General features: G+C 43.3%; 12 protein-coding genes and 2 tRNA genes. 5 read left to right on the top strand and 9 right to left on the bottom strand.

All coding sequences use genetic code 11. From position 1 onward, the window contains the following. Positions 1 to 17: 17 nt before the first annotated feature. The 4 genes from DW205_RS15835 to DW205_RS15820 all read right to left on the bottom strand — a co-directional run bounded on the left by DW205_RS15835 (position 18) and on the right by DW205_RS15820 (position 1,495). Positions 18 to 90: transfer RNA gene (locus DW205_RS15835), tRNA-Gly, on the bottom strand. 25 nt (positions 91 to 115) lie between these two features. Then, a tRNA-Tyr gene (locus DW205_RS15830) sits at positions 116 to 198 on the bottom strand. A gap of 54 nt (positions 199 to 252) precedes the next feature. Beyond that, positions 253 to 735 carry a 6,7-dimethyl-8-ribityllumazine synthase gene (gene ribH, locus DW205_RS15825; protein ID WP_008774114.1) on the bottom strand — a complete coding sequence of 161 codons (483 nt, stop codon included), beginning with the start codon at positions 733 to 735 and terminating at the stop codon, positions 253 to 255. 76 nt (positions 736 to 811) lie between these two features. Beyond that, positions 812 to 1,495, bottom strand: coding sequence for a tetratricopeptide repeat protein (locus DW205_RS15820; protein ID WP_005865840.1), 684 nt, complete (start codon positions 1,493 to 1,495; stop codon positions 812 to 814). 148 nt (positions 1,496 to 1,643) lie between these two features. Here DW205_RS15820 and DW205_RS15815 point away from each other — a divergent pair, with 148 nt between their 5' ends. Continuing rightward, complete coding sequence (locus DW205_RS15815; RefSeq protein ID WP_005861599.1) at positions 1,644 to 2,741, top strand: DNA replication/repair protein RecF; 1,098 nt, start codon at positions 1,644 to 1,646, stop codon at positions 2,739 to 2,741. Between the two features lie 2 nt (positions 2,742 to 2,743). Next, entirely contained in the window at positions 2,744 to 3,037 is a 294-nt protein-coding gene (locus tag DW205_RS15810) for a DUF721 domain-containing protein (protein ID WP_005865842.1), read from the top strand. 109 nt (positions 3,038 to 3,146) lie between these two features. On the opposite strand, the gene DW205_RS15805 is transcribed toward DW205_RS15810, so the two are convergent. The 4 genes from DW205_RS15805 to DW205_RS15790 all read right to left on the bottom strand — a co-directional run bounded on the left by DW205_RS15805 (position 3,147) and on the right by DW205_RS15790 (position 7,968). After that, positions 3,147 to 3,662, bottom strand: a complete 516-nt coding sequence (locus DW205_RS15805) for a 5-formyltetrahydrofolate cyclo-ligase (RefSeq protein ID WP_005865844.1) — start codon at positions 3,660 to 3,662, stop codon at positions 3,147 to 3,149. Next, on the bottom strand, positions 3,607 to 5,340 hold the full coding sequence (locus DW205_RS15800) for a S41 family peptidase (protein ID WP_005865846.1): 1,734 nt from the start codon (positions 5,338 to 5,340) through the stop codon (positions 3,607 to 3,609). Before DW205_RS15800 ends, DW205_RS15805 begins: the two co-directional genes overlap by 56 nt. 13 nt (positions 5,341 to 5,353) lie before the next feature. Next, positions 5,354 to 5,788, bottom strand: a complete 435-nt coding sequence (locus DW205_RS15795; RefSeq protein WP_008778036.1) for a dCMP deaminase family protein — start codon at positions 5,786 to 5,788, stop codon at positions 5,354 to 5,356. 80 nt (positions 5,789 to 5,868) lie between these two features. Further along, complete coding sequence (locus DW205_RS15790) at positions 5,869 to 7,968, bottom strand: M3 family metallopeptidase (RefSeq protein ID WP_008778037.1); 2,100 nt, start codon at positions 7,966 to 7,968, stop codon at positions 5,869 to 5,871. A 406-nt stretch (positions 7,969 to 8,374) separates the two neighbouring features. Between DW205_RS15790 and DW205_RS15785 the strand changes: the two genes are divergently transcribed. The 3 genes from DW205_RS15785 to DW205_RS15775 are packed head-to-tail and all read left to right on the top strand — an operon-like array spanning position 8,375 to position 12,920. Next, entirely contained in the window at positions 8,375 to 10,309 is a 1,935-nt protein-coding gene (locus tag DW205_RS15785) for a glycogen debranching enzyme N-terminal domain-containing protein (RefSeq protein ID WP_005861612.1), read from the top strand. Between the two features lie 14 nt (positions 10,310 to 10,323). Further along, positions 10,324 to 11,592 (top strand): glycosyltransferase, encoded by a 1,269-nt coding sequence (locus DW205_RS15780; RefSeq protein ID WP_005865850.1) that lies wholly within the window; start codon positions 10,324 to 10,326, stop codon positions 11,590 to 11,592. Positions 11,593 to 11,627: 35 nt separating this feature from the next. Further along, the gene (locus DW205_RS15775) at positions 11,628 to 12,920 is read left to right on the top strand and encodes a glycoside hydrolase family 57 protein (protein WP_005861616.1); all 1,293 of its coding nucleotides are present in this window, start codon (positions 11,628 to 11,630) and stop codon (positions 12,918 to 12,920) included. 136 nt (positions 12,921 to 13,056) lie between these two features. Here the strand turns inward: DW205_RS15775 and DW205_RS15770 are convergent, their stop codons facing one another. Continuing rightward, complete coding sequence (locus DW205_RS15770; protein WP_005865853.1) at positions 13,057 to 14,433, bottom strand: DUF4270 domain-containing protein; 1,377 nt, start codon at positions 14,431 to 14,433, stop codon at positions 13,057 to 13,059. Between the last annotated feature and the right edge of the window lie 4 nt (positions 14,434 to 14,437).

Genomic DNA, 14,437 nt, shown 5'->3' with positions numbered 1-14,437 from the left:
TTTTCCTCTTTTCCTAGAGCGGAAGACGGGGCTCAAACCCGCGACCCTCAGCTTGGAAGGCTAATGCTCTATCAACTGAGCTACTTCCGCAATAATATGTTGCGAATTAAAAAGGTGGGCAGTGATGGATTCGAACCACCGAAGGCGAAAGCCAGCTGAGTTACAGTCAGCCCCATTTGGCCACTCTGGTAACTGCCCCCTTGTTCTTAATTGCAGTGCAAAGGTACGATTTATTTTGAAACCTGCAAGCGTTTAGGCAGAAAAATTTACCATTTTTATTGCGGTAACCGCTGCCTCGTCCCCTTTATTGCCATATCTACCTCCCGCACGATCCTCGGATTGCTGCATGGTGTCGGTAGTTAACAGGCCGAAAATGAAAGGAATATCGTACATTAAATTCAATTCTGTAATGCCTTGCGTAACGCCGGAACAAACGTAATCAAAATGTGGCGTATCGCCTCTTACGACGCATCCCAGAACGATCACAGCGTCTAATTCTTTAGTCTCGGCCAATCTTTTGGCTCCAAAAGTCAGTTCAAAACTACCCGGAACTCGTTTAACTACGATGTTCTCCGGTTTCACCCCGTGCTTTTCAAGCGTGTTGCAAGCACCTTCCAATAACTTCTCGGTAATGTTCTTGTTCCATTCAGCAACTACGATGCCGATGTTCATCTCTGAAGCATCAGGTACGCTGTTGAAGTCGTACTCGGATAAATTCTGATAAGCTGTAGCCATACTTGTCTCTTTAAAAGAAGAGGATGCCTTGTTTGACCGAGACATCCTCTGTTATACTATATAATATACTGTTTATTTATTTTCCTGCCGAAGCACGGGTGATATACTTATCGATATCGGATGCCTCCATGGAAGTGTAATACTTGTCCTTGATAGTCGTGTAAGCCTTTACAGCCTTGTCATACTCTTTCAAGTTCTCGTAAGCGATACCGGCCTTCTTCAAGTAAATCGGGCTGATTACCTCGTTGTCGGCCTCCTTAGCGGCTTTCTCGAAATAGCTGATTCCTTCTTTCGTATTACCCATGTTCACGTAGCAATCACCGATCAAGCCTGTAACCGCCGGAGATACCATTTGGTCCTTTCCGCTGAAAGATTTCAATAAATCGAGCGCCTTCTGTGTATCGCCCATCTTGTAGTAACAGATACCTGCGTAAGCCTTCGCCAAGTTTCCGGCGTCCGTGCTTCCATATTGGTCGATGATAGCCTCGAAACCTTCATAGTCAGCTCCATTGCCGTTTAAAGCCAAGGCGAAAGAATCTCTGGCGAAGTATTGCTCGCCCTTGAACATGGCGGCGGCGGCTTTTTTCTCCAGAGGAACTAAATAACCATGCTTGATTCCCAAAACAGCTCCAACAACGAGTGCGACAGCTATTATACCGTAAATAATCTTCTTTGAATTGTTTTCAATGAATTGCTCCGATTTGGAGACAATCTCTTCTACTTCTAACTCCTTGTTGGTGTCCTTTTCTTTAGTAGCCATAATGTGTTATAGTTATTTATTAATTTTATCGCTGATTTTAAGCCATACCATACGGTTGGCGATTCAAAGCGCAAAAGTAGTTTTTTTTGCTGATATAATCTATACTTAGAAGTATATTTTTTAATTTTGTACGATTAATACGGTTTAGATGATACTAAAGAAGCTTTCTGTTCTCAATTACAAAAATATACTTCAGTCCGAGGTTATTTTCTCGCCCAAGATGAATTGCTTTTTCGGCAATAACGGGATGGGGAAGACGAATCTATTGGATGCTATTCATTATCTCTCGTTTTGCAAGAGTCATGTCAATACGCCTGATAGCCAGATAATAAACAGTGATCAAGATCTTTGCGTGGTGCAGGGTAACTATGATTATGAGGGACGTGAGGAGGAGATTTTCTGTGCCATGCGGCGTAGGCAACGCAAACAGTTCAAACGGAATAAGAAGGAGTACGACAAGCTGTCCGAGCATATCGGCCTATTACCGTTGGTCATGGTCTCTCCGGCTGATGCCGACTTGATCCGGGGGGGAAGCGATGAGCGACGCCGTTTTCTGGACTTAATCATCTCGCAGCAGGACAAGCCTTATCTGCATGCGCTTATCCAATATAATAAAGCGTTGCTCCAACGGAATACGTTGCTGAAAGATCAGAGCATGGATGCCTCTCTTTATGAGGTATTGGAGATGCAGCTGGGTATGTACGGCCAAATCGTTTACGAGAAGCGGAAAAAACTGGTGGAGGATTTTACCCCGATCTTTAATGAGTACTACCAGACGATCTGCGGCTCTGCCGAGGAGGTAGGGCTACATTATATCTCGCAATTGGAGGAAACGGAGCTTGCCGGTAAATTGGCGATGAGCCGGGAACGGGATCGTATATTGGGCTATACCTCTTCCGGTATCCATAAGGATGAGCTGGAAATGACGTTGGGCGGGTACCTGATTCGCCGGGTTGGTTCGCAAGGACAGAATAAGACGTATCTGATCGCCTTGAAACTCGCTCAGTTCGCTTTCCTAAATAAACGGGGACAGACTACACCTATCTTGCTGTTGGATGATATTTTTGATAAGCTGGACGCTAGCCGTGTGGAGCAGATCATCAAACTGGTCAGCGAGAATGGCTTCGGGCAGATTTTTATTACGGATACGAACCGGAAGTATCTGGATGAGATCTTATTGGCTATGAATCATGACTATGCCCTCTTCCGTGTGGAACGTGGCGAGGTACAACCTATGGAGGAATAAGGATGCAGAGAAGAAATACACAGACATTGGGTGAGGTGCTTCGTGACTTTTTCGAGGATAATACCGAGTTGTACGAGAAAATGATGGAGATCCGGGTCCAACGTGCGTGGGGAGAAGTTTTAGGGCCTACGATCATGCAGTACACACGTAATATATATGTACGTGATAAGGTGCTTCATGTCTCATTGACTTCCTCCGTACTTCGTAGCGAGTTGACGCTTTGCCGGGAACGGTTGGTGAAAAGCTTGAATGATTACGCGGGTGCCTCGGTCATTACCAATATCGTTTTTCATTGAGTGTGGCTTTACCATTCGCAATATTACTTACTGGGTCAAGTAACATATACTGCCCAGTCCCGGTAAGTATATATGGCTTGACCCAGTAAGTATATATTCTGCGGAGAGATCAATAGATGGTGTCTTCTGTTATTACGTAATCCATTTTCTTGTCGAGTGGCTCTACCGGGACTTGCGGTATCATCTGGAACCCGAAGCATATGCCAACCTTGGGAGCGTTGAGCGTGGAAAGAAGGCGGTCGTAGAATCCCCTTCCTCGTCCCATGCGGTTCTTGTCTTTATCAAAGGCGACTCCGGGCACGATAATCAAGTCGATCTCATTCTTTGGAACTTCTATGCCGTCCGCCTTAGGCTCTAATATCCCGAAAGGTCCGGGTTTTAAGGATTCCGGTCCTTCGTAAAGAAGCAATCTCAAATCATCACCAACGATCAAGGGCAACAGAAGCTTTTTCTTTTGGTACCATTTCTCGATAAAGCCGGCGGTCTGCACTTCTCCCGCTATAGCGTGATAAAGGGCGATACAAGAAGCCGCTTGGAACAGTTCCGTCTGTTCCAAGTGGTTCATGATCTTATCCGATAGCTCGCACAAGGTAATCCTCGAATATTCTTTCTTTCGAGAGGCCATATCTTTTCGTAGGGCCTGCTTGGCTGTGTAAGTCTCCATTCGCTGATTGTTTTAATAGTTCCGCATTCGGCACGGATTTTCCCTCTTGCAAGATCTTGATCGCACGTAATAAGGTAACGTCATCTTTTAGGAAAATGGGGTAGAAGCCCGCCTCGTCGAAGAAATTCCTTACGATATACGCTTGCAATTGGTTCTCGATTAACTTGCCGGATATATTAATTAATGTGGGACGTCTCTTGATGCCCTTGGTAGCCGCGAAGTTCACGAAATCGGAAAGGAGCGGTTGTTGCTGCAAGTAATTATATAATTCCTCCCAAGTCTTGAATGAGCCTAGTTTCTCCCGATGGCGGTCTGAGTACTCGAGCGCATACAGGTAAAGCACGCCGCTATTTACCACATTAGAGTAGTAAGAGGTAACGCCACTCGTATCACGAGGGATAAAGATATCTGGCATGATACCGCCCCCGCCGTATACGGTACGTCCGCCTACGGTCTGGTATTTTAAGGAATCATCCATCTTGATACTATCGGCCGAGTCAAACTCGCCGTGCATATATCGGTTATAGATATCTTGGTCGTAAGCGTCCGTATTACCCATCTCATATTTCTTCTGGATGCAGCGACCGGACGGCGTGTAATAACGAGCGATGGTCAATCGCATTTCTGAACCGTCGCTCAATGACATTTGAGTTTGTACCAGACCTTTGCCATACGTTCTTCGTCCGATAATCGTACCACGGTCGTTATCTTGAATCGCTCCGGAGAATATTTCACTGGCGGAAGCCGAGATCTCATCGGTCAATACTACGATTGGGGCGTCTTTACAAGTTCCGGTTCCGTTCGCGTATACGTCGGAACGGGGGAACGACTTACCTTCCGTGTAGACGATCAAGCGTCCTTCCGGCATAAACTCGTTAATCATATTGATAGCGGCATCCATATATCCGCCGGTATTACCCCGTAAGTCGATCACGAAAGAGGTACAGCCCGCTTGTTTCAGCTTGGCGATCGCCGTGATGAACTCATTATAAGTATTCCGGGCGAATTTGCTAACCTTGATGTAACCTATACCTTTAGCCGCCTCATAAGAAACATCGACCGAATTAACAGGGACATCTCCACGGGTTACGTCAAAATAGAGCAACTCAGGAGAATTCCCTCGCTGTACGCCTAGTTTCACCGTACTGTTCTTTGCGCCCCGAAGTGTCTTCATGATCTCTCCTTGGTTCTTTTTCTTTCCGGAAAAAATAGAATCATTGATCGAGATGATCCGGTCGAAGGGCAGTAAACCTGCTTTCTCTGCGGGACCGCCGCTAATTACGCTAATCACTAGGATCGTATCGGTTTGCATATTAAATGATACGCCAATACCACTGAAAGAACCTTCCAGCTCCTCATTCACCACGGAAGCGTCTTCCGCGGGGATATATACAGAATGAGGGTCTAATTCACTGAATATTTTCGGGATCGTACTCTCTACCAACTTAGACATGCTAACCGTGTCAACATATTGCTCGTCGATAATGTCCAAGATGGCATTTATCTTGTTGCCGCTGGAGTAGGACCGTTTTTTTCCTTGACTGATAGATAAATAATGGTTCCCAATAAAGATACCTAAAGCGATACTAGCTGCGATGATAACCGGGAGCCATACGGTCAGTCTTTTGTTTTTATCCATAAAAACGTTTTATTTATTCGTTCAAATCTATATAATCTACTATGATACCGGCACGCTTCAATAATTCGCAGCCGTCCGCTATTCGATAATTCTCGGAATAGACCACTCGCTTGATCCCGGATTGTATGATTAATTTCGCGCATTCAATGCAAGGGGAGGAGGTAACATAAATGGTCGCTCCTTTACTGCTGTTCGATGAGGCTGCCACTTTTGTGATGGCGTTAGCCTCCGCATGTAGAACATAAGGCTTGGTGACATTGTTCTCGTCTTCGCAAACATTTTCAAAACCGGCGGGTGTTCCATTGTATCCGTCGGATATGATCATTTTATCTTTTACTAATAATGCGCCCACTTGGCGTCGTTTACAGTACGAATTCTCGGCCCAGATAGCGGCCATTCGCAGGTAACGTTTATCTAATTCGTGCTGTTTTTCTGTTTTCTCGCACATTTGTTTACTCTTTTGTCTTTTAATCCAGACACAAAGGTAGTGATTATTTAGATTTACCGGGCTTATCGCCCGGTAAATTATTACTTCTTAATACCATTACGGATTAATAAGGCGTCTATCGTAGGCTCTTGTCCACGGAAACGCTTGTATAACACGGCAGGATCTTCTGTTCCACCTTTGGATAAGATATTGTCACGGAAAGATTTCGCGACCTCCTTGTTGAAGATTCCTTTCGATTTGAAAACGGAGAAAGCGTCGGCGTCTAATACCTCGGCCCATTTATATCCGTAATAGCCAGCCGCGTATCCTCCGGAGAAGATATGTCCGAAGCTTGTGCCCATCAAGGCTTCCGGTACTTCCGGCATGATTACGGTCGGAGCCCAAGCTTTTTTCTCGAATGCCGCTACGTCACCGTCGAAAGGTTGCTCCAACGTATGCCATGCCATATCCAGCAAGCCAAAGCTTAATTGGCGGCAGCAAAGGTAGCCAGCGTTGAAGTTTGAGGCGTTTACCAAGCTTTGTATCATCTCTTGCGGGATTTTCTCTCCGGTCTGGTAATGAACGGCGATCTGATCTAAGAACTCTTTTTCAGTCAACCAGTTCTCCATGATCTGGGAAGGTAATTCTACGAAATCACGATAAACGCTGGTTCCCGAAAGGCTGGAATATGTTCCTTGCGCTAGCATGCCGTGCAAGGAGTGCCCGAACTCATGCAAGAGTGTGTTCACCTCGTCGAAACTTAACAAAGAGGGCTTCGTGTCTGTCGGACGGGTAAAGTTCATCACGATAACGATCTGAGGACGGCTATCTTTTCCGTCTTTATCTTTGTATTGAGCCTTGATATTGTTCATCCAAGCGCCGGATTGTTTTCCGTCACGAGGGAAGAAGTCCGTATAAAGGATAGCAAGGAACTTACCATCGGCATCGTATACCTCGTAAGCGTCTACTTCCGGATGATAAACCGGGATTTTCTTGTTTTCCTTAAAGGTGATACCGTAGAGCTGGGTAGCTAATCCGAATACGCCTTTCTTTACGTTGCTTAACTCGAAATAAGGGCGAGTCATCTCGTCGTTTACCTTGAAGCGGATATCCCGTAACTTCTCGGAATAATAACTCCAGTCCCAAGGCATAACGGTGATATTCTCTTTCTCTGTACCTAACGCAAATCCTTCTACCGCATTGTATTCGTTGATCGCTATCGGTTTATAAGCTTCGAGTAACTGATTCAATAATTTGTATACGTTCGCTGAGTTTTTAGCCATTGTGTGTTCCAGCGCATATTCGGCGTAATTCTTGAATCCCATCAACTGGGCGATCTCTAGGCGGATATTAACGATCTTTTTGATAATGTCCTTATTGTCGAACTCATCCCCTTTATTTCCTACGCTCATGTATTCACGATACATTTTCTCTCGCAAATCACGCTTGTCGGAATAACGCATGAATGGAATGTAACTCGGAGCCGAGAGATTGAATAACCATCCGTCTTTATCTTTACTTTTGGCTAACATGGCCGCTGCGTCACGAGCACTTTCGGGTAAACCGGATAGTTCGTTCTCGTCCGTTATTAGTAATTCGAACCGGTTTTTATCTTTCAAGGCGTTTTGATCGAACTGCAAGGTTAACATGCTTAGGTCCATACTTAGCTTGCGGTATTTTTCCTTGTCATCTTTATTTAACGTAGCCCCATTCGCTTTAAACGACTCATAAAGGTCTTCCAGCAATTTAGCATCCTCGGTAGAAAGGTTCAATTGTTCTTTTTTATCATAGATTGATTTGACCCGAGCAAGTAGCTTCTCATTTAAGAAGATGTTATTGGAGGTTTGGGATAACTTCGGGGAGACACGTTGCGAGATTTCCATCATCTCGTCGTTAGCCTCTGCCCCTAATACATTAAAAAAAACAGAAGAGACTGTTTCCAATAATTTGCCGCTACGTTCCAGAGCTACTACCGTATTCTCGAAAGTAGCCGGTTGCGGGTTATTGGCGATCTCTTGCACCTCTTTTTCCATTTGCTTGATTCCTTCGTCGAAAGCGGGCTCATAATGCTCGATCTTGATCTTATCGAAAGGAGGGGTCTCGAACGGTGTTTTAAACTTCCCGAAGAAAGGGTTATTCGCTGCGTGTGTCATTTGAATTGCACTTAATAAAATTACTACATTATATAATAACTTCCTCATATTAAAAATTGTTTGTAAATTTCCGCAAAGGTAGGCATTTTAATCACAGGAACATTATAGGCATCTGTTTTTATATTCAGATTGATTTAAAATGAAAAATAGAACATTTCCTATGACTAAACCGAGGCTTGTTTTCGGGGGGCTGTACCTTGATTTTGAGCTTTGATGAATATGATAATAGGATTGATTTAACAAAAATTTATATGTTTGAAAACACTCCTTTAGAGCACCTTTCTTTTTAAAGTCTTGATCTATAAGTTTATCGTAGAAGAAGGATGCCTTTTTTTCTAAATAAATATAAAAGACAGTTTGTTTTTTTAGTTATTAAATAATACTTTTGATTCTCAGAAACGAAAATAATTTCATTTTGATATTAAAGAAAGTAACTTAAAACCCAAATACACATATGAGTTATCTTAAATTTGACAAAACAGTAATGATAAACCTGGAAGAGTCGCTGACTCGTGAGGTGCTTCGAACCAACCGTTTGGGAGCCTATCACTGCACTACTGTTGTTGATTGTAATACCAGGAAATACCACGGACTACTCGTTATGCCTGTGCCTGCGATTGATGATGACAACCATGTGTTACTGTCTTCTTTTGATGAGACGGTAATTCAACATGGTGCCGAATTTAATCTTGGGTTGCATAAATATGCAGGTGATAATTTCAGTCCCAAGGGACATAAGTACATCCGCGAGTATAGCTCAGAGACAGTACCTCGTACGCTTTACCGTGTAGGAGGTGTGATCTTCTCGAAAGAGAAAGTGTTTTCCATGTACGAGAATCGTATCATGATCAAGTACACGTTGGAAGATGCTCATTCCGCTACGACCTTACGTTTCCGTCCTTTCCTCGCTTTCCGTAGTGTGAAGAACTTAACGCAAGCCAATGGTAACGTGAACCAATCTTACGAGGAAGTCACAAACGGAATCAAGACATGTATGTATCCCGGTTATCCGGAACTGTATATGCAATTTAACAAGAAAGTTAAATTTGTGTATGAGCCGTATTGGTACAATGGCATCGAGTATCCGAAAGAACAAGAGAGGGGATATCCTTATCAGGAGGATTTGTATGTTCCCGGATATTTCGAGGTCCCTATCAAAAAAGGTGAGACTATTATTTTCAGCGCTGGCGATAGTGCAGTGGCAACTACCCGCTTGAAGGCACTGTATGAGAATGAGGTCGTAGCTCGTACGCCTCGTACTAGCTTCTTCAATTGCTTGAAGAATTCCGCTCAGCAATTTTATTTTCGTCCCAAGGAAGACGACGCTTATCTATTAGCGGGCTATCCATGGTTTAAAGTACGTGCGAGAGATTTGTTCGTAGCTCTTCCGGGTAGTACGTTGTCTATCGATGATCCGGTTCGTTTTGAGAAGATCATGCATACGGCGATGCCGGCGATGCGGGCGTATATGGAGAATGGGCGTTTCGATGCGGTGATTCGTGAGATCGAGCATCCGGATGTCTTTTTATGGGCGATCTGGGCGATCCAACAGTATGCTAAACATGAGGGCGTTGAAAAGGCACGTGAGCTATACGGCGATTTCGTGAAAGAGGTTATCGATTATATACGGGACCAGAAACATCCCGATATGAAATTGATGGAGAATGGTTTACTTTTCGCTAATGGAAAAGATAAGGCGATTACTTGGATGAATTCTACCGTAAACGGAAAACCTGTCGTAACTCGTTCCGGTTATATAGTGGAATTTAACGCTCTTTGGTATAATGCTCTTTGTTTCTATACGGAATTGATGGGGGGAGTACCTGTCGAGGGTATTGATCCGATTATCAAGTCGATGGATAAATCGTTCCCGGAAACCTTTGTGAACGGGTATAATTATTTGTTCGATTCCGTGAATGGTTCTACGGTAGATTGGAGCGTACGGCCTAATATGATTTTCGCTGTGGCATTGCCTTATTCCCCATTGACGAGGATGCAGAAACGTGCCGTGGTGGATATCGTGACGAAAGAGTTGCTTACCCCGAAGGGCTTGCGTTCCTTGAGTCCGAAGAGCGAAGGATATCGCCCGTATTATGTGGGGCCGCAATATGAACGAGATTTGGCTTATCACCAAGGTACTGCTTGGCCGTGGTTGTTAGGCGCCTATTTGGAAGCTTATTTGCGTGTATTCGGAAAGAGTGGCGTTGCTTTTGCTGAACGTATGTTGATAAGCTTGGAGGAGGAGATGTCATTACACTGTATCGGGACGATCCCGGAATTGTTTGATGGTAACCCACCGTTTACCGGACGTGGAGCTGTCTCTTTTGCGATGAATGTTGCGGCTATCCTCCGTGTTGTGGATTTGTTGAAGAAGTATAACGCCGAATAAAACTAAGTACCATTATGAAAGCATTAATGTTTGGATGGGAATTTCCTCCTCATATCTTGGGCGGTTTAGGAACGGCCAGTTTCGGTTTGACACGAGGCATGGCAATGCAGCCCGATATGGATATTACTTTTTGTATACCGAAGCCCTGGGGCGATGAAGACCAGAGCTTTCTAAAGATAGTGGGTGTCAACCAAGTTCCGATTGTTTGGAAGGATGTTGACCGTGAATATGTGCAGCAACGGGTTTCCAAAGCAGGAATGAACGCTGACCAGTATTATAAGTACAGGGATCATATTTATGCGGATTTCAGTTATCGTCATGTGACTGATTTAGGGTGCCTTGAGTTTTCCGGACGTTATCCGGATAATCTTCTGGAAGAGATCAATAACTATTCGATCGTTGCGGGAGTAATCGCTCGTACGGAAGAGTATGATATCATCCATGCGCACGACTGGTTGACTTATCCGGCGGGTATTCACGCTAAAAATGTGAGTGGTAAGCCTTTGGTCATCCATGTTCATGCTACGGATTACGATCGTAGTCGCGGTAATGTGAATCCGGATGTCTATGCGATTGAGAAGAATGGTATGGACAATGCAGACCATATCATAACGGTGAGTAATTTGACTCGTCAGACGGTGATTGAGAAATATCATCAAGATCCCTCTAAGGTAACGACCGTACATAACGCCGTAGAGCCTTTAAGTCCTGAGATTTTAGCGATCCCAGATAAAAAGGGTGTAAAGGATAAGGTTATTACATTCTTAGGTCGTATCACGATGCAGAAAGGGCCGGAATATTTCGTTGAGGCTGCCGCAAAGGTTTTGGCTAAGGCTCCTTATGCACGTTTCGTGATGGCTGGTAGTGGTGATATGATGGATCAAATGATTCGTTTGGCTGCGGCACGTAATATTTCAGATCGTTTCCACTTTACTGGATTTATGAAGGGTAAGCAGGTCTATGAGGTGTTGAAAGCCAGTGATGTATATGTGATGCCTTCGGTTTCCGAGCCTTTTGGTATCTCTCCGTTGGAAGCCATGCAATGTGGTGTACCCTCTATCATTTCTAAACAATCCGGTTGCGCCGAGATCTTGGATTATGCGATTAAGGTGGATTATTGGGATATTGAGGCGTTAGCGGATGCCATGTATTCTATTATTACTTATCCTGCCATGCATGAGTTCTTGAAAGTGGAAGGTAAGAAAGAGGTGGATAATATCAAATGGGAGTATGCCGGACAAAAGGTTCGTCGTATTTACGACAATGTGATAGGTAACAAATAAATTAACGACAAGACAAAAATAAAACAAACAATATTATGAAAACGATCTGCTTTTATTTTCAAATACATCAGCCGTTCCGTTTAAAAAGATATCGCTTCTTCGATATAGGTAACGACCATTACTATTACGATGATTTCCAGAATGAGGAGATTATCCATCGTATAGCTGAACAATGTTACTTGCCGGCAAACCGGACTATTTTGGAGATGATTAAGACCAGTGGTGGTAAGTTTAAGGTAGCGTTCTCTATTTCCGGCGTAGCGTTGGAGCAGATGGAGATTTATACTCCGGAAGTGATCGATAGCTTTAAGGAATTGGCGGCTACGGGGAATGTGGAATTCTTGTCTGAGACTTATGCTCATTCTCTTTCTTCCTTGGGAGATCCGGAGGAGTTCAAGCATCAAGTAAAGAAACAAGAAGATAAGATCAAGACTTTATTCGGGGTTAAACCGAAAGTGTTCCGTAATACGGAGTTGATTTACTCGGATGATATTTCCGCTATGGTTTCTGAGATGGGCTATAAGGGGATGTTGACGGAGGGTGCTAAGCATATCTTAGGTTGGAAGAGTCCGAACTATATGTATTCTTCTTGCGTAGCTCCGAAGTTGAGTTTATTATTGAAGAATGACCGTTTCAGCGAGGATTTATCGAACCGTTTCAGTGATTATAGTTGGAATGAGTATCCTTTGACAGCCGATAAGTATATGTCATGGATCGCTGCTACTCCGGATTCAGAGCAAATCATTAATTTGTTTATGAATTATGAGGTGCTGGGATCTTTGCATCCAGCTTCAACCGGTATTTTTGAGTTCTTCAAGGCTTTGCCTCGCTTTGCCGCAGATAAGGGTATTAGTTTCTCTACTCCATCGGAAGTATTTACATTGATCAAGCCGGTAGATTCTATCTCCGTTCCTTATCCGATCTCTTGGGTAGATGAGGAGAGAGATTGTAGTTCTTGGTTAGGAAATGTATTGCAGCAGGAAGCATTCCGTAAGATTAACGAGATCGGTGAGCGTGTTCGTTTGTCTCAGACTCGTCGTATCCGTCAGGACTGGTACTATCTGCAGAGCAGTGACCATTTCTATTATATGAGTACAAAGCATATGGGACAGGGAGGCTTTAGCCCTTACGATAATCCGTATGACGCATTTAATAACTATATGAATGTTCTTTCCGATTTCATTGTTCGTGTGAATGCGGAATTCCCGGAAAACATAGAGAATGAGGAATTGAATTCATTGCTTTCTACGATTAAGAATCAAGGAGAGGAGATCGAGAGTCTACAGAAAGAATTAGATAAATTAAAAAAGAAGGCGGCGAAGAAATAAGTCGTTAATTGATTTGACTAGACTATTTTTGGAGAGTGACGGGTCCTTTAGGGGGCCCGTTATTTTTTGCTTTGGAACAGTGCATAAAAAAAGCGAGATGTTCTTCTTCTCGCTTTTTTTGTATGAATACTTTTTATTATCTGGCATATTTACATGAAGTGATACCGATTTTCATTACTTCTTCATCTTTCCGTATTTTTACTCCTGAAGGGGCCAAATAGTTCGTGATTGCGGTTGTGATTGTTTGTACGCTACCATAATTGTTACTTTGGGTATAAGTCCAATCAACCGGTATGATAAGTAACGCCATATCTTTATCCGGATCTTTCTCTATCTGATATTTCAATAAATTGGCGAGATTCGGGAAAGAGTAAGTGCGAGTCGTCTCATTGTAAGCTTCCGATAAAAACGAGGTTACATTATTGTTTATCTGGTTGCCCTCAAAGAAACTTTTTACCGAATCCTCTGGCAATATTAATAGATAAGGAGGAGGAGCCAATGCATATTGCCAATCTTCTTGCGGCATCGCTTTTAACTCGAGTGGTAAATTATTCACGATACGCTCTTTCATGATCGGAGTGATTTCCTTTGTCGGAAGAACAATGCGTGTACAAACGCCGGCAGGAGTCTTAAAGAATGCATAGCTGTCGTTCGGTTGTAGCAATTGACTCATATCCGTATTTTTGAAACGACTTAGCTGAATAACCTCTTTAGTGACGGAGAAAGCTTCCCACGTGGTTATTAAAGAGTCTTTTCCTGCTGTGCTTTTAACCGCATAATTATAATATATCTTAAGGACAGAGCTAGCCACGGACAATATATTACCACTACCGAAGGTAGTTGTTACATAAAGCCCCGGGAAAAACTCATTGAAAGTTTCTTGATTCTTGAATGTACCCGGATTATTAATCGTTTCATCATAAAATTTTTGTCCGAACTCAGTAGGCATTTTAATGCTTACATGAGGGCTGTAACCATCAGAGTTTCTAAGGGAGTCGGATATACTTGTGTTATAAGCTGTATAAGCTTGAGCACCCATTGACTCTTGCATATTGCAATATTGCTTAGGGTCAATATTTGTATAAAAATTCTTTTGTAATGGACTTGTAATTTTAAAGATCTCCGCACGCATAGGCGCCAAGGAGTCTCCTACCCATACACCGTTTTTATTGGAACCATTATAATATATATTGAATTCCACCGAATCAATTTTTCCCTCATAAGGTGTATGCGCAAATTGAAAATCACTCGGACAATAGAATTGGCACATATAATCCGATACAAGGTTACCATACAGCGGATCGTAGAGTTCACCCAACTGGGCGCTAGTAGACCTTGCGTAAATAGAATCTAATTGCACCGTAGTGGCTTGTATCTGGAACGTGTCCATATATACTGCAATTGTATCGTCGCCTGGCTGAATACTTGTTCCTATCGAACTAAAATCATCATTACACCCGGCCAAAATGCTAGCACCAAGGCCAAGTCCAAGTATTAAAAGCTTGATTTTCATTACT

Origin of the sequence: Parabacteroides sp. AM17-47 (assembly GCF_003434625.1) — a bacterium.
Classification (GTDB): Bacteria; Bacteroidota; Bacteroidia; order Bacteroidales; family Tannerellaceae; genus Parabacteroides; species Parabacteroides distasonis.
The sequence above is the reverse complement of the archived record's forward strand: the minus strand, read 5'-3'. Positions and strand labels throughout refer to the sequence as shown.